General features: G+C 52.7%; 21 protein-coding genes and 1 tRNA gene. 11 read left to right on the top strand and 11 right to left on the bottom strand.

The features are described 5' to 3' along the window. Positions 1-46: 46 nt before the first annotated feature. Entirely contained in the window at positions 47-3652 is a 3606-nt protein-coding gene (locus tag BUB27_RS14585) for a hypothetical protein (RefSeq protein WP_143184595.1), read from the bottom strand. A gap of 327 nt (positions 3653-3979) precedes the next feature. Next, positions 3980-4426: a universal stress protein gene (locus BUB27_RS14580; RefSeq protein WP_159434980.1), complete on the bottom strand. Its 447-nt coding sequence runs from the start codon at positions 4424-4426 to the stop codon at positions 3980-3982. A gap of 130 nt (positions 4427-4556) precedes the next feature. Between BUB27_RS14580 and ruvX the strand changes: the two genes are divergently transcribed. The 5 genes from ruvX to BUB27_RS14555 all read left to right on the top strand — a co-directional run bounded on the left by ruvX (position 4557) and on the right by BUB27_RS14555 (position 9566). Then, a complete protein-coding gene (ruvX, locus tag BUB27_RS14575; protein WP_143184593.1) occupies positions 4557-5000 on the top strand; it encodes a Holliday junction resolvase RuvX in 444 nt (147 codons plus the stop codon). 12 nt (positions 5001-5012) lie between these two features. Continuing rightward, positions 5013-5774, top strand: coding sequence for a tRNA pseudouridine(38-40) synthase TruA (gene truA / locus BUB27_RS14570; RefSeq protein ID WP_143184592.1), 762 nt, complete (start codon positions 5013-5015; stop codon positions 5772-5774). Positions 5775-5850: 76 nt separating this feature from the next. Beyond that, positions 5851-6147: a hypothetical protein gene (locus BUB27_RS14565; RefSeq protein WP_143184591.1), complete on the top strand. Its 297-nt coding sequence runs from the start codon at positions 5851-5853 to the stop codon at positions 6145-6147. A 140-nt stretch (positions 6148-6287) separates the two neighbouring features. Then, on the top strand, positions 6288-8762 hold the full coding sequence (locus BUB27_RS14560) for a U32 family peptidase (RefSeq protein WP_143184590.1): 2475 nt from the start codon (positions 6288-6290) through the stop codon (positions 8760-8762). A 102-nt stretch (positions 8763-8864) separates the two neighbouring features. Beyond that, positions 8865-9566, top strand: a complete 702-nt coding sequence (locus BUB27_RS14555; RefSeq protein ID WP_143184589.1) for a PEP-CTERM sorting domain-containing protein — start codon at positions 8865-8867, stop codon at positions 9564-9566. A 93-nt stretch (positions 9567-9659) separates the two neighbouring features. Here the strand turns inward: BUB27_RS14555 and BUB27_RS14550 are convergent, their stop codons facing one another. Next, complete coding sequence (locus BUB27_RS14550; protein ID WP_200797135.1) at positions 9660-10130, bottom strand: hypothetical protein; 471 nt, start codon at positions 10128-10130, stop codon at positions 9660-9662. A gap of 115 nt (positions 10131-10245) precedes the next feature. On the opposite strand from BUB27_RS14550, the gene BUB27_RS14545 reads away from it, so the two are divergent. Beyond that, a complete protein-coding gene (locus BUB27_RS14545; protein WP_143184588.1) occupies positions 10246-10998 on the top strand; it encodes an MBL fold metallo-hydrolase in 753 nt (250 codons plus the stop codon). A gap of 164 nt (positions 10999-11162) precedes the next feature. Next, positions 11163-12641, top strand: coding sequence for a sulfatase-like hydrolase/transferase (locus BUB27_RS14540; protein WP_143184587.1), 1479 nt, complete (start codon positions 11163-11165; stop codon positions 12639-12641). A 94-nt stretch (positions 12642-12735) separates the two neighbouring features. Here the strand turns inward: BUB27_RS14540 and BUB27_RS18955 are convergent, their stop codons facing one another. The 5 genes from BUB27_RS18955 to BUB27_RS14525 all read right to left on the bottom strand — a co-directional run bounded on the left by BUB27_RS18955 (position 12736) and on the right by BUB27_RS14525 (position 16003). Continuing rightward, on the bottom strand, positions 12736-12888 hold the full coding sequence (locus BUB27_RS18955; protein ID WP_159434979.1) for a hypothetical protein: 153 nt from the start codon (positions 12886-12888) through the stop codon (positions 12736-12738). Between the two features lie 39 nt (positions 12889-12927). After that, entirely contained in the window at positions 12928-13128 is a 201-nt protein-coding gene (locus BUB27_RS14535; RefSeq protein WP_143184586.1) for a hypothetical protein, read from the bottom strand. A gap of 27 nt (positions 13129-13155) precedes the next feature. Beyond that, positions 13156-13323: a hypothetical protein gene (locus BUB27_RS18950; protein WP_159434978.1), complete on the bottom strand. Its 168-nt coding sequence runs from the start codon at positions 13321-13323 to the stop codon at positions 13156-13158. Between the two features lie 126 nt (positions 13324-13449). Next, positions 13450-15159 (bottom strand): dihydroxy-acid dehydratase, encoded by a 1710-nt coding sequence (ilvD, locus tag BUB27_RS14530; protein WP_143184585.1) that lies wholly within the window; start codon positions 15157-15159, stop codon positions 13450-13452. A gap of 106 nt (positions 15160-15265) precedes the next feature. Further along, positions 15266-16003 carry a YwaF family protein gene (locus BUB27_RS14525; RefSeq protein ID WP_143184584.1) on the bottom strand — a complete coding sequence of 246 codons (738 nt, stop codon included), beginning with the start codon at positions 16001-16003 and terminating at the stop codon, positions 15266-15268. Positions 16004-16225: 222 nt separating this feature from the next. Between BUB27_RS14525 and serA the strand changes: the two genes are divergently transcribed. After that, complete coding sequence (gene serA / locus BUB27_RS14520; protein ID WP_143184583.1) at positions 16226-17830, top strand: phosphoglycerate dehydrogenase; 1605 nt, start codon at positions 16226-16228, stop codon at positions 17828-17830. A 75-nt stretch (positions 17831-17905) separates the two neighbouring features. Beyond that, positions 17906-17980: transfer RNA gene (locus BUB27_RS14515), tRNA-Val, on the top strand. Positions 17981-18548: 568 nt separating this feature from the next. Here the strand turns inward: BUB27_RS14515 and BUB27_RS14510 are convergent. From BUB27_RS14510 to BUB27_RS14500, 3 genes are all read right to left on the bottom strand, one after another. After that, the gene (locus BUB27_RS14510) at positions 18549-19103 is read right to left on the bottom strand and encodes a hypothetical protein (protein ID WP_143184582.1); all 555 of its coding nucleotides are present in this window, start codon (positions 19101-19103) and stop codon (positions 18549-18551) included. An 83-nt stretch (positions 19104-19186) separates the two neighbouring features. Further along, a complete protein-coding gene (locus tag BUB27_RS14505; protein WP_143184581.1) occupies positions 19187-19630 on the bottom strand; it encodes a hypothetical protein in 444 nt (147 codons plus the stop codon). Positions 19631-20259: 629 nt separating this feature from the next. Then, the gene (locus BUB27_RS14500; RefSeq protein ID WP_143184580.1) at positions 20260-20709 is read right to left on the bottom strand and encodes an HAD domain-containing protein; all 450 of its coding nucleotides are present in this window, start codon (positions 20707-20709) and stop codon (positions 20260-20262) included. A gap of 301 nt (positions 20710-21010) precedes the next feature. Between BUB27_RS14500 and BUB27_RS18945 the strand changes: the two genes are divergently transcribed. Both BUB27_RS18945 and BUB27_RS14495 read left to right on the top strand, forming a co-directional pair. Then, entirely contained in the window at positions 21011-21148 is a 138-nt protein-coding gene (locus BUB27_RS18945; protein ID WP_159434977.1) for a hypothetical protein, read from the top strand. Positions 21149-21524: 376 nt separating this feature from the next. Continuing rightward, positions 21525-24422, top strand: coding sequence for a plastocyanin/azurin family copper-binding protein (locus tag BUB27_RS14495; RefSeq protein WP_143184579.1), 2898 nt, complete (start codon positions 21525-21527; stop codon positions 24420-24422). The last annotated feature ends 171 nt before the right edge of the window (positions 24423-24593 follow it).

Genomic DNA, 24593 nt, shown 5'->3' with positions numbered 1-24593 from the left:
ATAGTTAGAGTGCTTTCCAGAGTTTGAACGCGATCATAATGACTTATCATACTTCATCCTCATTCAACCAGCGGAATTGCGTCACCTTGAACCTACGGCCGAACTTCTTGTTTAGCTGACTCAACTCACCCGACTCCACGATCCTGCCGTCTTCATCTATCTGCCCGTAGGACTCCCAAGCGGGATCAGAAGAATCTACATACTCCGGCATACGTTGCACAATGGCTTCACACCAGACGCGTGCGAGCACCTTGCCATCCTCACTCTTATGTTCTCCGTAAGCCCTGATACGAAAGGTATCATCCCTCACAGTTAGAGTGTTCCCAATCGGCTTGAGAACGTCTGACTGAATTACATAGCCAGGCACTCCGGCAAAGCGTGAGCCGGTCGCGGCCTTAGGGTTATCAAACACATGGGGACTATTCCCTCCATCATCGAGGTCACTCTCTTTGATCAAATCTTCCGGCGCACTCTTAAAGCGGTAATTGATTGAACTGGGGTCTGGATTTGCATCGTCATAATCAATGGCAGCTTGCAATGCTCCTGTGAGCCCGAGACTGCCTGTTGAAAGCCTACGGTTGATGAATTCAGAATAACTCAAAAACGGACCTCTGAGCTTCACTTGTTTCACGCACTCCTGAGCCAGGCGCTGAATCTGATCATCCGTGATTTCTCTCACCCCTGACCAGGTTCTGAGGCCATCATCGCGAACTATCCCTGCTTCTACATCAGTATACTCCTTATCAGTATTCGCCGTAATCATCCGGCTCACGACTACGGCATCCTCAGAGCTTGGCTTAATCACCTCATGTTGGTCTGACCTCCGGTAAGTCGGCAAATTTTCGCGGATACTATGAAACAATGAAGCCCACGCCTCCACAGAAGTCGAATTCACATTAAAGGCGCCATCTATCATCAGATGAGCGGCCACCTTCTTATAACCCTCATCACCCAGAATTTCAGCAATCAACTCATCTGTCTTGCGGCCGGCCGCATGCGCCACTAGACGGGTGTTTGGGAGCTTGCTCTCTCCCTTGTAAAATTGCTCCACCAGTTCACTCGCGCTCATTGGCTGACTGGCTCCGGGCCGAGCCTGGTCACTAATGGATGAGAGGAAGTAATCATCCCACAAGCCATCATTGATCAACAAGGTGTGATCCCAATAATCATTAAATGCCTGTGAATCACGCTCTACAAACTGGCCACGATAACTGGTGATATCCTGACTCTTTGAATTATCCAGATAACGGTAAACACGATCCCCTGCAATCATGGGATGCGCGAAAGAATTCCCAATCGCAGGCCCGGTAATACCGCTTTGATAATTATTCCTCTTACCCATGGCGGCGAGTGAATTCCAAGCCCCCGATCCAGTATTGTAGCCAGAGAGTGAATGCCAACCGGGATTGATCCGCATCCCTGAAAATCCAGCCATGCTCGTGACTGGAACCGTAGGCAACTCTAGCAAAGAAAGAGCCGTGATCTGCTCACGCGGCTCACTGCCTGAACCAAGCCATGCATTTGCCCCCTCTTGCGGAACAATCTTTGGTATCTCTGCCGGACTGAGCGGCCCAAAATGAAACTGGTACGGATCATCCATCCGCTGAGTATTGGCGATGGTTTCATCCTCCGAGATATAAAGAGCTCCACCAAAGTACTGGGCCGGAGCCTGAATCCAGTTCCTGCTACGCCAATCCCTTGCCCATCCTATGGACTCGTAGTCTAGCGGAGACGAATTCTTCATCGAAAGGCTCACAAAAGCCACCGGTGAGATATTATCATCAAAAAACCAACGAGCGACTCCCGCGCTACTGCTCTCAGTAAGCTCCGTTTGATTGCTCTGCTCTTTATTCAGCCAATCATGCGGATACATGTTAGGCATCCATGCCGCATTTCCTGCGGCCGGAGGTCTCATCAATGGGATATTAAGAGAACCCGGCGTATTCCCAAACCACACGTTACCACTCTGGTTAGCCGGGTAATCAAACTTCAAGCGAATTCCTGGATTGTCTGCTCGGGAAATGTTCGAAAACAATCGAAATCTGCGACCATCGTAAGCTTGTGGATCAAAGCCTTCGTAAAGCCGATTATAAGCTCCTCCTTTTCGGTTAGAGAATATCTTCAGCTCACCCGGCTTGAGCACCAAGTCGCCACCATCAAATTCAAAAAGGGAACCATAGTCCGAGCCTTTGCTGATAGATAGACTCTGCCAGTCACCTTGGGGGACACTCCCCTTGTATAACTTGAAAGCCATGGGCTGAATCTTGTAGGCCAAGGTCAAGGCTCCCAGAGTACCATAGGGAACTCTCATTTCTACATTGTAGGGATTCCAAAACACAAAGATGGGCGAGTAATAGAGGTCACAATGATACTTACCATCACTCACCTTGGTTGTCTTGGTACTGTAGATAATGGTCAGCTTTGCCAAGAGAGGGATCCTGCTATACCTCTCGGACGGAGATTGCTTCCATTCCTCAGGCGCAAGATCTCCTTCAATCAAGGTACGCCCCATCTTTCCATTCCACTCCAACGGAGGTTTACCATCTGTATTTTCTGAACGATAAAACCTGAAAAATCGTCTCATGTTCTCCCAAGAGGCAAATCCCCGGCTCGTCACCTTGGGTTGATAGGCCCACAGGTCAGGGCTCATTGGCCTAATGGAAGGCTCATAATCCGAGCCTGGCTCATAGGTGTATTTTGAGGGTAGATAGTCCCCTTCAAACAGCAAACTCAAATCCTTCTTTAGGGCTCCAGTTCTCACACTGACTGGGAAACCTTTTGCGTAAGTCGTTAGATCAAAGAAATGCTTCTTGGCTATCTCTTGTGAGACACCAGCCACTTCATGCGTTCTCAGAGAGAGTAGCTTTGCCACACTCTCTTCATTATTACGAAGCCCTTCAAATCCCTCAATCTGATCAAAGCCTGAAATAGGGGTATTGCCACCGGCCAGTTCATATTCATCAGCAGATAAAGTTCTCTTCTCCTTCCCAAGATTCGATTTAGCACGCTGATTTTCACCACCGACCCACCACGCATATCTCCCCCCATCTTTGACATCTTTCAAATACGCCTTCGTGATCTGGCTCTTACCAGATTCTGGGACGTCGCCCAGCGATCCTTTCCCAACCATCACTACTGAGTTTTTCGCATCAAGAAATCCTGCGGCTAATGCTGCCGCTGAATCCCTCTCACTCCCCTCTGGCAGCGAGAGCAGCCACCTTCTGAACATTGGGGCTCGCCGTTCGACATAAGTATCCTGAATACGCAGTGAACCATCTGCCGAAGGTGGTGTATATTCAGCATTGAGCCAGTTCCCCCAGGCATTGTAGCTCGCCAACCACCTTGACTGAGCCACCCCATCAATCTCTACGGTGTCTTTGTTCGTATCAAAAATCGCCGCCTCGGCACTCACCCTACGGTCCGGCCCCATCTCTTCTTGAAGGGTCGAGAGGGCGATCATCAGTGCCATTCGGGCATTTGATTTTGCAATGGCTTGCGAACGCTCCCAGTTAGTGCTCTTGGATTCACGAGCACTTAAGGAAATGATTCCCAAGCAAACCACAGCCAGCAATATCATGATGGCGATTGCGGATACTAATGCAAAACCAAGCGGAGGTGAGTAGACTCCATGGTTCAGAGTAGTTTTTTTCATAGAATATGTGAGTGTGAGTAGTTTGCACTGTATGATACGTGCACAGACTTTCACACCACAAAATGTATCATAATGCCCTCAAAGTCAGTCACGATCACTAAGGAACGACCATTGACCGTACAATGTTAACATTAATTTAAACCTTCTAGCGGAAAGCCTCCTATGTATCAACAGGCACTCAGCCCAAGTAGGTAAGCCGGAATTCTCTATTTTCTTCTCACTTTCCACATCACACCACGTCATCCTGAATGCCACATCAGCTAGCCACTGAGCTAAGGACAAGAATACCACCAAGCAATCCGCCCGGCTACTTCACCGATATCCGGTCTACTTATGAACAGGAATCACCAGCACGGGAACCTTGGCCTTCCTGACCAGGCCACTTGGTACACTACCCATCAAGACGCTGCCCAAAGCCGTGTGTCCATGGGTGGCACAAATTACTAGATCCCCGCTTACTTTCTTAGAAAACTCTAAAATCTCATCAATGGCATCTCCCTCCAAGAGCTCCCCATGAACATCGGCAACCTGTGGGTCCAGTTCTTGGCGGGCTTCTGCCAGTTTCTTCGCACCGCGCTGTTTCGCAGCATCACGGTACTCGCCCAGAGTCGGTAACTCTTCCGGATGCATCCCATACATCGTATAGAGCGGAGTCGTCTCTACCACATGCACAAGATACAGGCGCGCTTTGAATGCCAGGGCGATTTCCCCAGCTTGCTTCAACACTTCATGCATACCTTCTGAAAAGTCCAACGCGGCAATGATCGATTTCATAACGATTAAACCTAACATATAAATCTCCACACCACTAGAAGATTTCACAACACAATATGCCCAGTTACCGTCTCAAAAATCCTCAAACTCCTGTATGGAGCATCTGGGAATTCTAGGCTAGCCTCCGGCCATGCATGCAGAAGACCAGCATCCCGTGCTCGGCATTGATCACGGCGAGGCCCGCATCGGCCTAGCCATTACAGATTCACTGGGAATTTTAGCCCATCCGCTAGAAACGATCCAGTGCCAGACAACACCAGCCATACCGCGTATCATCGAACTGATCCGTCAACGCTCCATCAAGCAGATCGTCATCGGGTTGCCCTTGCGCATGGATGGCTCGGAAGGGACTGCGGCAGAGAAAATCCGCACCTTCGCCGAGGAGCTGCGTGAAGCGCTGCCGGCACCACTGCCCTTGCATTTCATCGATGAGAGATTGACCACGGTGGCAGCCTCAGAAAAGCTTCGCTCCGCAGGCAAGAACACCAAGAAGCAGAAACAAATCATCGACCAAGCCGCTGCGGTAGAAATTCTCAGCGATTGGCTCGACCAGCAACTTCCTCCAGCATTTTAACCACCATTTCTCGTGCGCCTCAAACTCACCATAGCCTATGACGGCCGCCCATACTCAGGCTGGCAATCGCAACCGGGCGGAAACACTATCCAGGATATCATTGAACAGGCCATCGAGGCTGTGACTAAACAGCAGGTACGCATCCATTCCTCCGGTCGCACGGACACCGGTGTCCATGCCAATGCCCAGATCGCGCACTTTGACGCACCAAACACCGTGGATATGAACCCCTACAACTGGGTTCCGGCTCTGAACACCAAACTGCCAGCTACCATCCGGGTTATGGACTGCGAACAAGTCGCCGATGATTTCCACGCCCGCTACTCAGCAACAGGCAAAACCTATCATTACGAGCTCTGCATGCAGCCCGTCATGCCCCCTCTCCAGGCGGGACTGGCTTGGCATTTACCACGTCAATTGGATCCAGCTACCCTGGAGCAGGCCCTCACCCATTACATAGGCACTCATTGCTTCAAGGCCTTCGCGGCCAATCGTGGCAATGAAACTGAGTCTACCGACTACTCCAGAACCATTACAGAAGCCAAACTCACTACAATCGATGGTGGGTACCGCATCATCTACTCAGGCAATGGATTCCTTTACAAAATGGTTCGCCTGCTTACGGGTGCCGCCGTACAGGCCGCACAAGGGCGCCTGAGACTCGATGACCATCTAGCCTTGCTCGACCAGCCAGATGATCTCCCCTACGGCAAATCCCCCTACTGCGCCCCAGCAGACGGCCTAACACTTTTTCAGGTTAATTACATGACATAAGTTGCTTGCCATGTTACAGGTAGGATTGGTTCGGCGATTATTTCCCCGTTCCGCAAAAACCAAAAAAAATCCTGCTATGAAACTAAAACCTACATTAATCATCGCATCCCTCGCAACCGTACTCGTGTCCTGTGACCAGGCCGATAAAAAAGAGGCCGAGAAAAAAATGGATGCAGCGAGCGAGAAAATGGAAAAAGCCGCTGAGGAGATGGAAGATGCAGCCAAGAAAGCTACTGAAGAAGCTGAGAAGGCCAGTGATTCTGTCAAAGAAAGCATGGAAAACGCTGCTGAAGAAGCCAAAGAGAAGATGGACGAAGCCCGGAAAAAAGCCGCTGAGGCCCTTGATCCAGACACTAGCCCTGATGGCGAATAAGGCTGATTCTTACAGATTTCACCACCCAACCCGGAACCATCTTCGTTCCGGGTTTTTTATTTTCTCGAAATTTGGACTAGAATACCCCAAGACGCGCCTGCGCTGGCAAGGGGTCAGCCAAGGACAACTCATTCAAGATCATGCAACGCGAACCTGAACTTCTCTCACCAGCCGGAAACTGGGACTGCGCACGCGCCGCTGTAGCCAATGGTGCGGACGCCATCTTTTTCGGCCTTTCCAAGTTCAATGCCCGCCTGCGTGCCGACAATTTTACCGACGAAGACCTGCCAGAGCTCATGGAGTTTCTGCACGCACATGGCGTGAAAGGCTTCGTCACCATGAATACCCTGATTTTCACAAGCGAGCTGGCAGCTGCGGAAGCCCAGCTACGCCATCTCGAGAAATCCGGAGTAGATGCCATTATCGTGCAAGACCTAGGCCTCGCCCGCCTGGCTCGCACCGTGGCCCCCTCACTGGAGATCCATGCCTCTACCCAAATGACCATCACTTCTCCTGAAGGTCTGGAATTCATCGATTCCCTTTACCACCTGGAGCGCGCCGTCCTCTCACGAGAACTCTCACTCAAGGAAATTGAAAAGTTCTCTCCCAAGGAATGCGTACCACTGGAAGTCTTCGTCCATGGAGCCCTCTGTGTGGCCTATTCCGGCCAATGCCTCACCTCCGAGTCCCTGGGCCAGCGTTCCGCCAACCGAGGCGAATGTGCCCAAGCCTGCCGCATGCCTTACGAACTCGTGGTCGATGGTGAAACGAAAGACATGGGAGAGCAGCGCTACCTTCTCTCACCGCAGGACCTCGCCGCCGTTGACCTCATCCCCGATCTCGTCAACCAAGGCGTGGTTTCCTATAAGATCGAAGGCCGCCTCAAGTCTCCTGAATACGTAGCCGCGGTGACTCGCGTCTACCGCAAGGCAATTGATGATGCCGTCGCTCAGCGTGAGTCCACCGTCACCGAGCGTGACCGCTACTCTCTGGAAATGACCTTCTCCCGCGGCCTTTCCACCGGATGGCTCGCTGGAACCAATCACCCCTACCTGACCCATGGCCGCTTTGGCAAAAAACGTGGCGTCCGCGTAGGTACGGTAGAAAACTGTGGCCGCGGTTGGATTATCCTCAACCAAGAAGGACCGGTCGGACTTGCCCCCGGAGACGGCATCGTCTTCGATGCAGGCGAGAACCGCAACCTGGAGCAAGGCTCCCGCGTCTGGAAGGTCGAAGGCAACTGCCTTTCCTTCCACCACAAGCATTCCAAAATCAACTGGGATCGCATCAAGCCCGGCATCGTCATCTACAAGACAGATGATCCGAAGCTGAACTCCGAGGTCCGAGCCATGTGGAAGAATGTCAAGCTGGAGCCTCTCCGCTCAGGTCTCAACATCACCGTCACAGGCTGCGTCGGCGAAGCGCTCATCCTCAGCTGTAACGGCATTTCCGTGAGTTCCGCTGAGAAGCTGGAACAGGCCCAGAACCGACCACTCAACACCGAGACCCTAGTCGATAAAATCGGCCGCCTCGGAAACACCGCCTACGAGCTTGGTTCACTCGACAACCAATTGGAAGGCGACCTCATTCTACCACTCTCAGCTCTCAACCGCCTGCGAAGAGCACTCGTTGAAAAGCTCGACCAGCAAGCGGCCGCAGAGGTAAAAGCCACTCCTAAACCAGCCACCGGAACCCTAGGAGACATACTACCCTCCGCCGAACAACTCTCCCAAGTCTCGGAGCAGGCCGCAGAATTGTCCGCGCTCACTCGCCACCCACACCAGATCGAAGCCGCCCTGGAAAATGGCATCAAACGCATCTATGCGGACTTCGAGGACATTCGCCGCTACAAAGAAGCGGTGGAAATTGTGCGTGCTCACGGCGGAGACGCCACCATTCATCTGGCGACACCTCGCATTCAGAAACCAAACGAGACAGGCTATTTCAAGTTTATCGACCGCTCTGCTCCAGACGGCATTCTCATCCGTAACCTCGGTGCAGTCACTTACTTCAAGGATCGTGATGAACTCTACAAGACAGGCGACTTCTCACTGAACTGCGCCAACCCGGCGACAGCCAAGATCTTGATTGAAGAAGCAGGACTCGACCACCTCACCCTCTCCTATGACCTGAATATCAATCAGCTCATGGACCTTCTTCAGGCAGCGCCTGCAAATTGGTTCGAGCAGACACTGCATCAGCACATGCCGATGTTTCATATGGAGCACTGCGTCTTCTGCACGTTCCTCTCCGAAGGCACCACCTACAAAGACTGCGGTCGCCCCTGTGAAACACATAAGGTTCAGCTGCGTGACCGTGTAGGCCAGCTCCACACTCTGGCTGCTGACGTCGGCTGCCGGAATACCCTCTTCAACGGCCGCGCTCAGACTGGAGCCCGTTTCTACGACTCCGTCAGATCCACTGGCCTGCACCGCTACCGCATCGACTTCCTCGATGAGGACAAAACCACTACCGCCCGCACCCTGCAGGCCTACCAGCAGCTCATCGAGCAGAAGCGAGACGGCCATATGCTCTGGCAGGATCTTGGCGCGCTGGAGAAACTCGGAGTCACAGAAGGGACTCTTGAGGCAAAGACTCCGCACAGCCCGAAATAACTCTCCACAAAAAATATCTTTTTTTAGTTAACGTTTCAATCCCGGGCAAGATTCCTGTGTGGTGGCATGAACTTTATCATGCACTTGTAACACATCACACATATGAAACTCCTAACTCTAGCAACCAGCCTAGCCCTAGCTGTCCCCAGCTATGCGGCGTCCATAAACATCATGTTCCACAATGGAGGCGTTACGGTCTCCAACCTGAATTCCTCTCCAGATGGAACAGTCATTTCCGCTGGCACTAATGGCAGCGACACCTGGAACCACGTACAAAACAACGGCGGCGACGGGCTTAGCTTCACAGGTAAAGCCCTAAACTACGCAGACGGCTCCACAGTCACCGGTGTCACCCTCGACGTCAATTCAGGCTACTCCTATTTCAATGGAGGCAGCACGAACGATGACTATGTCATGATGGATGGATGGTACGGGTTCAATGCCTCCGAATCACTCACCATCAATAACCTAAGCAGCGCTTTCACTGGTGCCTACAGAGTCACGATTTATGGTGATTCGAATTCCGGTGAGCCTGGTAATGAGCGCTTCATGAACTACACGATCGACAGTGTCACTAAGCTGATCACCGACAGTGGCTCCTTCACAGGGACCTTTGTCGAAGGCGAGGACTATGTCGTGTTCGATAACCTGACCCTGGATGATCTCACGATTGTCGGCGGCGCTACAGGAAGTGGTGGTCGCTCCGCGATCAGCGGTCTTATCATCGAGTCAGTACCTGAACCATCCAGCACAGCCTTACTCGGCTTGGCTGGCCTCGGCTTCATCATCCGCAGGCGCCGATAAGCGACGCTTATAACGATTTACTTTAAAAATTGAAAAGAGCCGCACGAATGCGGCTCTTTTCATTGAGAATCATTTGAGGGAATCTTGGCTTACTTAGACTGCTTCGCAGCGAATGATGTGACCGTCGCTATCTTTGACGAGTCGTGGGATCTTCCCTACCCCATTCTTGGCCACATGAAGATCACTTGCTGTGAGCACACCTTCTTTTTGGGAGACACGAAGCGTTGAGTCGCTAAGTTTGATGTCTCTGCCTGTCGCCTTGGCGAGAACCGCATTGTAGTCATCCTCACTGGTTCCCTGGACATCGTGCTTCTGCAAGCTGGCATGTCCGCCTGTGTAGATAGCTCCAGTCGAGAAATCGACAGCAAAGGCCACGACACCTGGCAGTAGGAAAACAAGGCAAAGTAGACCGTCCATCACGATCACTGCTGGATCTACACGCCCGCCCCTTCTGCCCTTACGTTCAGGATAGAGCAGCGTACCGCATGAGTTGAGTGCGAATACGCCCGGTACAGCAAAGGCTGCTTTCTTTAACAATTCCCTTCGATTGATTTTATTAACCATACCTTACTATTTAGGCATGGCTAGCATCGGTCAAGGGATGATCTTGATCGCTACTTACTTGATCATTCACACTAGATAGGTGCATAATACCAGTCTCATTCACTAAGGTTAATCTATGCTGGAAGACGATTTCAACGACTGTATTTCAAAAGCCATCCGAGGCCATGGCTGCCCCATTGTCTCCCTGGCCAAGCTAGCTGGCATCCCCGAGCGATCGATCACCGATTGCTTACAGGGCAACGAAAATCCTTCGGCGATCCGCTCCATCGCCCCTCACTTGCAGCTCAGCGCTGAGCGTCTTCTCAACCTCAAGAACTACCGGCCTCACACGCCTATCGTGCCCGGTCTGACCCAGGTCACTTCCCCCTTTGGCCATCTCGGCGTCAATGCCTATGTCATCACCTCGGGTGATTTGAATCTTATTTTCGATACCGGCACAGATGCTTCAGACCTCCAACTTCTGGCCCCTGATGCCCAGCATGTGTTTATTACCCATGAGCACCCCGACCATGTTGCTGAGTTGAATTCATTCACCACGGCCGAAATACACCGCCCGGCACAACTCCAGCACGGGGACCAGATGCGTATCGCTGACCTCAGCATCCACATTCTCGATGTTGCCGGCCACGCTTCGCCAGCCTTTGCCTATCTCATCAAAGGCCTTGAGAAAGATGTCTGCATTGTAGGGGACGCTATTTTTGCTGGCTCGATTGGTGGCTGCCCATCCACTAGCGCCTACACAACGGCTCTCTCCAATATCCGGAACCATATTCTCAGACTTCCAGGCGATACCATCTTATGCCCTGGTCATGGTCCCATGACAACGGTTACCCAGGAATTAGCCCATAATCCCTTCTTTGCCTCCTAGGACTACGCACTTTTAAGACATAGTCCACCTGTGGGTATTTGATATATTTTCGAAAGATCCACCGTCATTGATGACACTAAGTTGTGGCCAGCTTGTGCTTACTGCATCAAGATGACCAAAATAATCCTCCCTACCTCGCTCAATCTATATTACAGATAATCATTATGTTTTTCAGATCACTCCTGACGCTCTTCTTGAGCTTATCGGCATTTCTGACAGCCGCCGACAAGCCGAACCTGCTACTCATCCTTGCCGATGACATGGGATATGGAGACCTGTCCTGCTATGGATCCAAGCAAGTCCCTACCCCCAACTTGGATAAACTGGCAGCTAATGGCGTACGCTGTACTGACGGTTACGTCTCCGCCTCCGTCTGTGCCCCATCCCGAGCAGGGCTACTGACTGGCCGCTACCAGAACCGCTTTGGTTTCGAGCATAACCTTTCTCACCCGAAGTACATGAAGGATGAGCATGTAGGCATTGATCTCAAGCAGCCACTCATTTCCAACAAACTCAAGGACGCGGGTTACACCACAGGCATCATTGGCAAGTGGCACTTAGGAGAAGCCATTCCTGAGTTCCACCCGAACCAGCGAGGATTCGACTACTTCTTCGGCATGCTTGGCGGTGGCCATAGCTACTGGCCTACAGTAGAGAAAAATAAGCTCACCCTCAATGGTGAGAAAATCAAAGAAGTTCGCACCCCTTACCTCACCGACTGGTTCACGCTGGAAGCCAATGACTTCATTGAGCGAAACAGCAAGGCTGAGAAGCCATGGTTCCTCTACCTCTCCTACAATACCCCGCATTCACCAATGCAGGCCAAGGATGAGGATCTCGCCAAGTTCTCTCACATCAAGGACAAGACACGCCGTATCTACTGCGCCATGCAGCACAACATGGATACCAACATTGGCACCATTGTCAGCAAGCTTGAAGAACTAGGTCAGTTAGAGAATACCCTCATTGTCTTCCTCTCTGACAACGGAGGCTCCGTGGAAGTCTCCCATGCCATCAACGCCCCATGCCGAGGAGGAAAAGGATCCAACCTCGAGGGAGGTCTGCGCATTCCCACCATCTACAGCTGGCCAGGCACCCTTCCAAAGGGCACTACTTATAGCCAACCTATCATCTCGCTGGATATCCTCCCTACTTTCCTCGCCGCAGCAGGAGCCCCCGCACCAGAAGCCCAGCCACTGGGAACCTCCTACAAAAAAGCCAAAGAAATCGCTACCGCTACTGACGGCGTCAACCTCCTCCCCTATCTCAAAGGTGAAAAGACAGAGCCTCCTCATGAGAACCTGTTCTGGCGCATGACACTGCGTGCCAAGTCTGTGCGCTCCGGTGACTGGAAGCTACTCGACCCTGCACACGGAGAGCCACAACTCTACAACCTCAAGGACGACCCATCTGAGCTAAACAATCTAGCAGCCTCCAATCCTACCAAACTAGCAGAGCTGCGCTCAAAGCTGGTCACCTGGGAAGGCAGCCTGGAGTCTAACCCTCACTGGATCTCCGCACCTACTTGGTACAAGTACAATAAGAAGCTCAACGAGCGTAAGTTCATGCTCATTCAGCCTGAGAAGGACGATGAGAGAGACTTCTGGAGCTTTGACTCCCTCAAGGAGCACATCACCAATTAGCAGCTCGCTTTACATCATCTGAAAAAGAAATCACCCGCTTGAGAACCAAGCGGGTGATCGTATTTAGGCGAATGATCTGTTTAAGTTAAAAGTCTTAGAATGGGACTTTGTCAGACTTGGTGATTTCCTTGGTTGCGATTTTGAACTCCTTGAGTTTGGCCTTCACAGCCTCCTCATCCAGAGCCTTGTCTTCAGCAAGGTGAATCTTGATTTGTTTGTCAACGTAAGCAGCTGCTACACCGTCCATCTCTTCTAAGGCCGCACGGGCCTTACCATTAGTGATGGCTCAGGTAGCACCTGTTACAGCGAGCACGTACTCAGCTTTAGGCACAGCCATCTCCTTCGCTTCGAAGGATTCGAACTTGAGGCCTTTGCCTGTGATCGCTTTTTTGACACTCTCTTCATCCAGGGTCTTGTCGTCATTCATGATGACAGACGCTCTGGTACCAGAGAGCATGACAGCTTTAACACCGTCCTGACTCGTCAAGGCCGCACGGACCTTGTTAGCAGCGCCTCAACCGCCGCCGCTAGAGTTTACAACGTAGACCTTGATGGTCTCGTTCCCTTCAACAGCTGCCGCTTCTGTCTTGGACGCCGGAGCATCCGCACCGGACTCGGCAATAGCCAGTCCGCTAAGAGCAGCACCTGTTGCCAACATGGTAACAAGTGATTTCAGTTTCATTGTTTTGGTAAACGTCATACGCCTTAATACTAGACGTATACCATGCCACAATTATTCCAAAAAGAAATACCGGGAATGACATAAGATCATTCCCGGCATCCAAAAATCGGCTTTGTGCCCTGATTATTAGAGACCAGCGTCGCTCACTGCGCCCTTGGAGGCGGATTCACAAAGCTTGGCGTACTTAGCCAGCACACCGCGGCGGTAGCGTGGCTCAGGCTGAGTCCAGGCAGCACGGCGCTCGGCCAACTCTTCCTCACTTAGGTCCACGTTGATCTCGTTGTTCTCGGCATCGATGGTGATCGTATCACCATCCTTCAGCAGACCGATGGTACCACCGACGAATGCCTCTGGAGTAATGTGGCCTACCACGAAGCCGTGGCTGCCACCGGAGAAACGCCCGTCCGTGATAAGAGCAACCTTATCGCCAAGTCCGCGGCCCATGACGGCAGCAGTTGGGCCAAGCATCTCGCGCATACCAGGGCCGCCTTTTGGCCCTTCCATGCGGACAACGATCACGTCGCCAGCTTCGATCTGACCATCAAGAATCGCCTTCATGGACTCTTCCTCACTGTCAAAGCAGCGGGCTCTACCCGTAAAGCTGAGACCTTCATTGCCGGAAATCTTGGCCACGGAACCTTCAGAGGCGAGGTTACCGTACAGGATGCGCAGGTGGCTGTCCTTCTTCTTCGGCTTGTCGAGTGGGAGAATGACTTTCTGGTCCTCCGGGTAGTAAAGCGGGGAATTCGCCAGGTTCTCAGCCATGGTCTTGCCAGTCACAGTCATGCAGTCACCGTGCAGGAGACCTGCCTCGAGAAGCATGCGCATCAGCGGGATGGTACCGCCGATTCTTACGAGGTCAGCCATCACGTACTTACCACTAGGCTTGAGGTCGGCAACCACAGGAACGCGCTTACCGATTTCTGTGAAGTCGTCGATGCTCAGCTCTACGTTGGCAGCATGTGCCATGGCCAGAAGGTGAAGCACTGCATTGGTGGAACCACCAAGGGCAATCACCACGGTAATCGCGTTCTCGAAAGCTTTGCGCGTGAGGATGTCGCTTGGGCGGATGCCCTTCTCGATCATGTTCATCACCGCAGCACCAGCGTCAAAACAGTCCATCAGCTTATCGTCACCCACAGCCGCCTGAGCGGAGCTGTTTGGCAGGGACATACCGAGAGCTTCGATGGCACTGGCCATCGTGTTCGCAGTATACATACCACCACAGGAACCTGCACCTGGGATCGCGCAGCTCTCCACCGTATGAAGCTCGGAGTCATTGAACTCACCGCCAGCGTGCTTACCAACTGCCTCGAAAACAGAAACCACATCCAGATCCTTCTTCTCACCCTTCACCATGGCGCAGCCTGGCAGAATTGTACCACCGTATATGAAGACAGCCGGACGGTTAAGGCGAGCAATCGCGATCATGCAGCCAGGCATGTTCTTGTCACAACCACCAATGGCGACCAGACCATCCATTCCCTCGGCACCGACTACGGTTTCGATGGAATCTGCGATCACCTCGCGGCTGACCAGAGAGTACTTCATCCCCTCGGTACCCATGGAGATACCGTCGGAAACGGTAGGAGCACCGAAGGTCAGGGACTTACCACCGGCAGCATCCGCACCCTTGGCAGCCTCAGTGGCGAGCTTATCGAGGTGGATGTTACACGGAGTCACTTCACTCCAGAGAGACGCAATCGCGACCTGTGGTTTTTCAAAATCTTCTTTTTCAAAGCCTACTGCATAGAGCATCGCGCGGCTTGGAGCGCGGTCATCGCCGTCTACTACCTTGGAGGAATAGGGGCGCTTGTTGTTTTCGTACTCGTTCATACCTTTAAAAACTTAGTGTTAGGCAGTGTTTCACAACCATCCCACGCGTCAAGCCTGTGGAAGTCACAGCATTCGTCAATTTCGGGGTATTTTACGTCATCACCCCTTATTCAGAGATCTGGCGGGTATCCCCACCCCGGAAAGGCAGTAACAAGAGCGCATACAGTCCGAAGGCGATCACCTGCAACGTGATCAAGTAGTAAGGCCATGGCCCCATATAATCAAACAAGGTCGAGACCGAGGGCTTGGCATTCAGGAAACCATAATTCGTCTGCAGCATTCCATTCAGCGCGTAGATGATAGCCATGTAGGCCCAGCTGGAGAATAGCGCCCGCTTGAAGACCCCCGGTTCAGGCTTCAGCCCCATGCCGATCACCAGGACCATGGCAGCAACTGGCACCCCGCCGTGCTGGGCAAAAAAGGCGTAGTACTCAGGCGTGGTCCAGTCAAAGTAGAGCGTAGGCGTGATCAGTCCCTGCAAGGTGCCGGCGATCCCCCACAGGTAGCCTATTTCGGCCAGCCGTTGATTCTTTTGCAAGAGAGCCACCCCGAGGATAACAGCCACCACATCACACAAGTAGAAAGGCAGGGAGTAACCGACAATGAATTTCAGGGCCATCTCTGGATCGTACGCATAGCGCCACCACGCCAGCAGTGGATCCGCCAACACACTACCGAACAGGACAATCGCAAGAATCAAGCGTGAGCGGTCCTTCCATTTCTCCGCCACATCAGAGCGCATCAGCCTACATAAACCGTAACCAATCAGGATGGTGACGGCCAAGGCGACCAGGTGGGACAAGCCGAATGGCTCGAAGTCCCGGCTATGGAGTGCCAGAGTCATGACTTGGAGGGTCAGCGTAGGGTCACAAGTCTGCTCCTACACCATAAATTCAGTTACGCATTTGTTCCAGTAGCTCTTTCACCTGTCATTTAGGTTTATTTGCCCACAGTAGTGTCATATTTTCTGAAAAAAGCGGCATAATACACGACCCACCTTTGACAGATCCGATAGCTCTCCCTAGTTTCCACGCACACTCCCAACTCTCTTCACGTTCACAATATTATGGCAACAAAACGTATCCTCGTCTCCGACCCCATCTCTGAAAAAGGCGTAGAAGCCATGGCTTCTAACCCTGACCTTCAAGTCGACGTAAACACTGGCCTCTCCCCAGAGGAACTCATCTCCATCATCGGAGATTACGACGGCCTCGTCATCCGCTCCCAAACCAAGGTCACTCGCGAGGTATTGGAAGCAGCTACCAACCTCAAGGTTATTGGCCGCGCCGGCGTCGGTGTGGACAACGTAGACCGCGAAGCCGCTACCGACCACGGCGTGATTGTCATGAACACCCCTACAGGAAACACCATTTCCACTGCGGAGCTCGCCTTCACCCTCATGCTCTCTGCCGCCCGTAACATCGGCCCGGCTCACCAGGGAGTTCTTTCCGGCGACTTCCCGGCTGCCCGTAAAGCCTTCAAAGGTATCGAAATCAATGAGAAGACCCTCGCCGTTCTCGGCATGGGCCGCATCGGTTCCGAGTTCGCCAAGCGCGCTCAAGCCTTCGGCATGAACGTCGTCGCTTACGATCCATTCCTCACCCAGGCCCGCGCTGACCAGCTCAAGGTCAAGCTCGCCGCCACTCCGGACGAGGCTCTCACTGGCGCAGACTTCGTCACTCTCCACGTACCACTCACAGACGACACCAAGCACATCATCAACGCTGAGCGCCTGGCCCTCATGAACCAGGGTGCCATCGTCGTCAACTGTGCCCGTGGTGGCCTCATCGATGAGCCAGCACTCCGCGCAGCCATCGACTCCGGTCACATCGCAGGTTGCGGTCTCGACGTCTACGAAGACGAGCCACCTGCAGCCGACCACATTCTTTTCGACCTACCGAAACACGTCGCCTTCACTCCACACCTCGGTGCTTCCACCAACGAAGCCCAGGAAAACGTAGGTATCCAGGTAGCCGAGCAGCTTCGCGACTTCCTCACCACTGGTGAGATCCGCAACGCCATCAACATGCCATCACTCGACGCAGCCGCTCTGGCAGAAGTCGGTGGCTACCTCAGCCTCGGCAAGTCCCTCGGTAAATTCCTAGCCAAGCTTGGCCCGGTCAACCCGGACGCACTCCGCGTCTCCTACCACGGCCCAGTGGCTGAGAAGGACTACGCCCTCATCACCCGCACCGTCCTTAACGGCTACCTCGAGGCAGCCCGCCCAGACGGCCAGGTAAACATCGTCAACGCCCCGGCAGTGGCCAAGGAAATGGGTCTCGAGCTCATCGAGTCCACCATCAACGCCCAGACCGAGTTCTCCGAACTCATCGTTGCCGAGCTCAAGAAGGACGGGAAGCGCTTCCGCGTGGCTGGCACCATCATCGGCCAGTCCCCACGCCTCGTCGAGATCGACCACCTCTACGTGGACACCAACATCCAGGGCAAGTTCCTCATCGTCCGCAACGACGACCGCCCGGGCATCGTTGGCCTCGTCGGCACCAAGCTCGCCGAGAACGATCTCAACATCGCCAACCTCTCCCTCGCACGCAACAAATCCGAAGGTAATGCCCTCAGCATCATCGAGCTCGACTCCACTCCAGCAGCGGATCTCATCGAGGCTCTCAATGCTGCTCCAGGCGTCATCTCCGCCGTTGCTGTCGAAATTTAGAAAAAAATTCTTGCAAGCCCATCCCTGCGGGACTATCCCATCCCCAGTCCCGCAAGGGATAACAGCTTTCAAAAAGCGCGATTAGCTCAGTGGTAGAGCAATACCTTGACATGGTAGAGGTCACTGGTTCAAATCCAGTATTGCGCACCATCTTTCTTAAAAGGACTTACAAGTGATTGTAAGTCCTTTTTCTTGGGTCTACACCAAAGTTTGGGGACAGGGCATTTTGTGATTCATTGTTTGTTAGTTTATCCGCATTGGGCGATGACCCGTAGCCGGTAGCTCAGCCACGCAGCATCTCTCCTCATGCGCTCTGCGCTATGTTACCAAACAGCCTGAGGAAATTGGATTCAACTCGAACTCCAGCTACAGCTGAAGCTTGACCCGCAGAAGGCTTTTGTACTCTGCACCCGAGGGATCTGAGGAAATGGTCCACGACTGGATGACCATCTACAACGAGGAATGCCCCCACCTCCATCACGATCAACTCACTAGGATATTTATTCGAGAGCCGCTTGAAAGCTTCCTTCGTATTCGCCAGTAATCGCGACTCCAATTGCACGCCTTCATCGTCCAGCACACAGATAAAATGCTTCTGATCTCCAAGGTCGATTCAAACAGTGTATTCAGGGATCTTCGTATTCATAAGGAAGGCTATTCTACTAGAAGAGTCACTCCTCTGGCTGCCTTCTCATCATATCTTGTTGTGCGTTGTCGATTAGTTCGCGAAGATTGCTCCGTCACCCGGTGACGCAAACGGCGCTTCAATCTGCAACTCGCCACCTCCGGCGAACGAATACGGGAAAACTACCACCACTGAATAGTCATCGCGGTGATCCAACTCGAAGGCGATCACATCCTGCTTCTCAGCCTTGCCAGGAGGGATGGTGCGAATGTCGTAAACGATGCACGCGGCCCTGATCTCCTTCTTTGCCGCCTGTTGCTTGTGAGCCTGCCGCAGCAAATCAATCAACGTCTGCGATGGAGGCTGCTCAGTTCCGTCGGAAGCGCCCTCGTGCGTGATCTCACCCCCAACTGACATCCGACCACCAAATGGAAAGAACTCTCGGTGCTTGGTCAGCATCAGCTCGGCAAACGGCATGAACTCATCAACTAAGGCTTGGGCATCTTCTTTGGCGGTTGGCATAGCGTCCGGTGTGGTCATCTTCTGATCTGCGTTGTCTTGGGATTGGGATTCAGGTATCAGGGCTTCCTTCTCAGTGCAGCCTACAAGTGCCACCATGGTGAGAATCAGAATCGAGGAGAGGCGCATCTTGTTTTTGGCACAACGTCATAAGCCACCCATTCACTACCGGGGGCGCGCTAAGACTTCGGGGATAAGGGTTGGAAAGATGATCATTTAGATTTCGACTCGGGGCGGGTAGTGGATTGGTGTGCGCTGCCTTGTTCGGCATTTGTTACTTCGGAAACAAGCTTGCGGGCTGCGGCCATTGCGGCCGCCCTCGACTTGTGAGGAATGAAGTATGATGCGCTGGAAGCGCCTCCTATAGTTCCAGAATTCTGCGTTTGCGGATGGATGCGTGAGATGTTGATTTTGACGAAATATTGGCCCCCTTCTTCCTTGTTCTTTGCGGGATCATTGTATTCTGGAATGACCTCGATTGAGATGACGTGTGCCTTGAAAACGAATACCTCCTTGCGGACAACATTTGATGTGCTGTCGTATGTCTCTATATGAATGTGCTTAGGGCCTCCAGATGATCCAATGCGGTCATGAACTTCAGCAAGTGTAGTTCCGAGCAGAATCGGTATGGCCGTGAGTGTTGCTAGTGTCTTCATAATTATTGGCCGAACAGTACAATTAGTCTACTTCCCGCTGATATTCAGCAGGGGCTTGCGGGCGGCGGGGATGGAGCAGTAAAGACGTTTCACATATCATGGAATAAAGGATAAGTCGAGATGTGTCGATGACTTTGTTGCTGACTATTTTAGTTCAGATCACTTGATCTTTTGGAAAAATGTCACATCTGATATTCACTCAATTTTTGCCCATCAAGGGCAACATCACCTTCTTCCATTAGTCATCTCAGCCCTCATGAGATCCATACTTACCGCCTTCTCAACAGGCCCCCCCTTTTCCAGACGGTAACGTAAAGCAGCTGGATTGATTGTGCATTTCGTTTGCTACACAATCTGAGAGATAGTCAGCAACTGACAACGTAAACGGTACTTCTTCCCGCGTGAGATTGGCTTCCGTTTTACATCCTGCCACTGGCTCGGCTTTTGAAACGTCACACACGCCTCCCAGAGCAACTGCTTGAACCTATCGAAGCGGAGATGCTTGGCTGCGATGAACGCCTCGTAACAGTAGCGGGGAGAAATCCCTAGCGCGGCGTACGCTTTCCAGATCTCGGCAACCTCCCAAAACTACTTCTAAGTCTCTGGTTGATCCTAGCTATCAAATGATCTCAACCACAAAGCACGCTATCCGCCTCCTGCAGCTTTTCCTGAGTGAAGCCAGTATGGAAATTCGTCCAGACGTGCTTGCCTAACTGATGCTGGAGAAAGTTGCGCGGTTCCATGTCATCCAGGATCACGTAGGCACTAACCTCGTTATCATCCAGCCAGGCTTGGATCTCCGCACCACGGATATCAGCCAGGTACAGTCCGGTTTCCTCATCCTTCACCTTGGAGGGTGTGGCGTCATCAATGTGGATTTCCACTCCCGTCTGATAGAGAATCTCCTTGGAGAGTCTCTCTGGCGCCCAGGTATGCCTCCAGTCTGAGGAGAGTACCACCTTGGCCTCATGGCTGGTCACCAGATGATGCAGCCTCTTGACCGCCCCGTGATCAAATGAGGGTGTAATCTGGCGCCCGTTTACCAGCACCCCGTCAATATCTAGGAAAACCACTTTCATAGCACACTGCCCCAGCTCATAGCACAGCAGCACAGGGATGGTCGACACCTTTCCTGTGACCCCTGTGACAGATCTCTCCTGTACTCTCCTTTTCAGAGCTGGGAAAAATTTTTAGCGAGCGCGCAACTTTCCCAGCTCCCGGGAGTTTCACCTGACGATACTTTGTGTCGGCGAGTCGGCTATCACCAGGAGGGTCTTAAAAAAATTTCCCTTTGCCCGGAATAAGCCAGCTACTCCCCGCCTCTGAGTAGAAGCGTGCAAGTGGCACGTGCCAAAAAACAACGAACTAAAAAAGAAACCTATGACTATCAAGAATACCATCATCGCTGCAACTGGCTTCCTCGCTCTCACTGGCTTCGCCATGGCTGAATCCGACGGCGGCTGCAAAGGCGGCGGTTGCAAAGGCAAGAAAGGCGACAAGACCGAGAAAGTCGACTAGTCTTCCAGACTCAATCATCAATTTTCCCAAAGTGCGCGCCCATCCCGGGCCGCACTTTTTTTGTTTTAAAACATCACTTTCTTCGAAGAACCCCAACTTATTACTTAGGAGCTCCTAGGGCTTTTCTTTACAATTTGCGCATGACAAGCTTTGGCTCCCTTTTAGGATAGTTTGCCCTGCCGGGGAACGTATCCAGCAAGACATTCAGGATGTCTCTGATCTCTGCATAGGTTTGTCATACGTCTAATACCCAATCCCTCCGAGACATTATTAAAACAGAAGACTGGCTTCTGTACTGAAGCGAGCAGCGGTGAAGGCTGCTCACTTGAGTCCGGACCATCAGCCGACATCCTTTCTTCTGACTCAACTCTGCATCATGAAAAAGCACTATACCCATTTGATCCTCGGCGCGCTGCTGGCCACCCAGGCTGGCGCCGCTGAACTCAACGTGGCCAAGGGGAGCAAGCACCCTTATGCCGACACTAGCAAAGGCCGCGATGGCTACCAACTGGCCAATGAAACCGCTAATGAGAAGCGCCTCTACGACTTCTACCAGCGCCAGGCCGATTACTACATGGATCCCAAGAATCCGATCCCAGCCATCATTCCCAGCTATCCTGGTCTGGACGGTGGTGAGCACGGTCACTGGGGCAAGCACAACCAGAACGGCTACAAGGACGGCCGCTGGAATGAGATGGGTCAGTCATCCTTCGTCGGCCAGCAGGGGCCAGTATCTCCGGATAGCATTGCTATCCAGCTAGGTGGCCCCAATCACCTGCACACCGTTTTCTCCGCCAAGTCCAATCTCACCTTCGCCCGCTTCTGGGACGGGAACTTTGTTCACTTTAATCCTTACCGCTGGGGTACTTCCAGTGGTGCCGCACCAGCAGGCAAGACCATCCTAGGCTTTGCCGACGGCAAGGTCAGAAAGTCCCGTGGTCAGCAGAAGGCCAATGCGAGCTCTATCGGCTGGCAGGTAGACAAGAAGGAGCAGAAATACATCGGCATGTACGATGCCGACTGCGGCCCCGTCTTTGAGTACCAGCTTGGTGGCTCCACCGTATTGGATCACGTCTCAGAACTGGACAACAAGGTCCTCTGCCGCAGGCTAGAATTCACCAATGGCCTGAAGAATGCCACCCTTGCCCTGTTTGAAGCCAAGGGGGACGCCAAAACTCTGAGCGATGGTACTCTGACAGGATCTGCCGGCAAGCAGACCTGGTCCGCTCTCGTTTCAGACAAGGAGCACTGTCGTCTGGAAGTCACCAATGGCATGCTCCTCGTACATTTCAAGGGCATGGCCAAAGGAAGCTCTGTGGAGATCTACTTCAGTGCCGACGAGTCCGCTGCCTCCAAAGGGCTCGCCTCTTCCGGCACCAAGGCATCTCAGCCAGCTCTTTCCCAGTTGGCTCATGAGCGCAAGAGCAAGTGGAGCGACACCTATACCGTGGACATCAAGCGCGGAGCCGATGATGCCGCCTACGTGGTGGACACCATTCCTCTTCCCTTCAAGAATGAAAACAAGTCGCTGATGTTCTTCACGGACATCGTCTTTGATCAGTCAGGCACTGCCTACATCTCCACACTTATGGGTGAAATCTGGAAGGTGACCGGCCTCACTTCAAAGGATGGCAAAGTCACCTGGGATAAATTCGCCACTGGTCTGAACCAGCCCTTCGGTATGAAAATCTGGGACGGCAAGCTCCACGTTCTCGAGCGTGAGCAGATCACGACTGTGGAAGACCTCAATGGCGACGGCGAAGCTGACTTCTATGGCAACTTCTCCAATGCCTTTCAAGGTCTTCCCGGCAGCCACACTCACACCTTTGGCATGGAGCGTGATTCCAAGGGATACACCTACCTAGTGGCCCAATGGGCGGCCTACCGAATTTCACCAGACGGCCAGACGAGCGAGGAACTGACCAAAGGTCTGCGTAACTGCATGGGATTTGGAAAAATGTCTGACGACACCATCCTCGTGGGCCCACAGGAAGGCACCAATACTCCGACCTCCACCGTCATTGAACTCAAGAAGGGAGACAACCACGGATTTAAAAACAAGGACGCGCTGAGCATTCCTCTGGGCTATGTACCGCGTGGCGTGGACAACTCCACCGGAGGCTTCCTTGAAGTCGACAGCGAGCGCTGGGGCCCTCTTGGCAAGAACAAGACCCTCATCGGTATTTGTTACGGTTATGGTTCCTGGTACCAGATTCTCTTCGATGAGAATGCCAAAACGACAGGCCACAGACAGATCGCCTCCGTTCCGATGCCCGGAGAGTTCCTCTCTGGCGTGACCCGCGGAGCGGTCAATCCAGCCGACGGCCAGGTCTATCTGGTCGGCCTCGATGGCTGGGGCGACTACGCCATCCATGACGGCTGCCTCCACCGCCTCAGATACACTGGCAAGGATATACACCAGCCGGTAGGCTATGAGGTCTTTGACAACGGCATCAAAGTAAATTTCCCGGAAGCCCTGGATGCAAAGTTCGCCTCTAACAAAGCCAACCACTTTGCCCAGATGTGGAACTACAAGAATTCCCGCCAGTACGGTTCTCCAGAATACTCCGTCAAGAACCCGGAATCTCTCGGCCATGATCCACTGCCCGTCACCAGTGCCATGCTTTCCGAGGACGGCAAGTCACTCTTCGTGGAAATCCCAGACCTGCAACCGGCCATGCAGATGCAGCTGCGCATGCACCTCAAATCCAAGGAGGGCGTGAAATTCCAGTCAGACATCTTCCCGACCATCGTCCATCTCGGCAAGTTCATCAACTTCGCTGGTGCCCAGCCTAAGAACGAAACCAAAGACCGTGAGTTCCACTTGATGAGCGACCGTGATTCTAACAATAGCAAAGAGGACGACCTCAATACTCAGTCAGGTAAAGTCGACGAGCACGCCCGCCAGGTCAAGGTGAAGACCATCATGGGGCTCAAGTACAACTTGAAGGACTTCAAGGTGAAGGCCGGTGAATCAGTCGCCCTGGTGCTCCACAATGAGGACTCCATGCCGCACAATCTGGTTATCGTAAAGCCCGGCGCGAAACAGAAAGTCGGCGAAGCCGCCTTCAAGATGATGAATGACCCGAAAGCTCTCGAGAAGAGCTACGTCCCTGACGACAAAGCTGACGTCGTAGCCTTCACCAAGGTAGTCGACCCGAAAGGCACGCACACCACCTACTTCGTCGCTCCCAAGGAAAAGGGCAAGTACCCATTCATCTGTACCTTCCCTGGCCACTGGCAGGTCATGCAGGGCGTCATGATCGTGGAATAAAGCACCAGATTACTTCTTACTCTGTACACCAATGGCCCACAGACTCTGTGGGCCATTTTTGTCTCCAGAATAAGACAAAAGCTCATCGCCCAATGAAACCAGGATTCACTTTTCGCGTAGTTTTTTAAACAAAATGCCAAAAATGTAGCGTTTATAGCTAAATTCCGCTGC

It is taken from the genome of Rubritalea squalenifaciens DSM 18772 (assembly GCF_900141815.1).
Taxonomy (GTDB): domain Bacteria; phylum Verrucomicrobiota; class Verrucomicrobiia; order Verrucomicrobiales; family Akkermansiaceae; genus Rubritalea; species Rubritalea squalenifaciens.
Note: the sequence above shows the minus strand (reverse complement) of the source record. Positions and strands in the feature narration are given on the sequence as shown.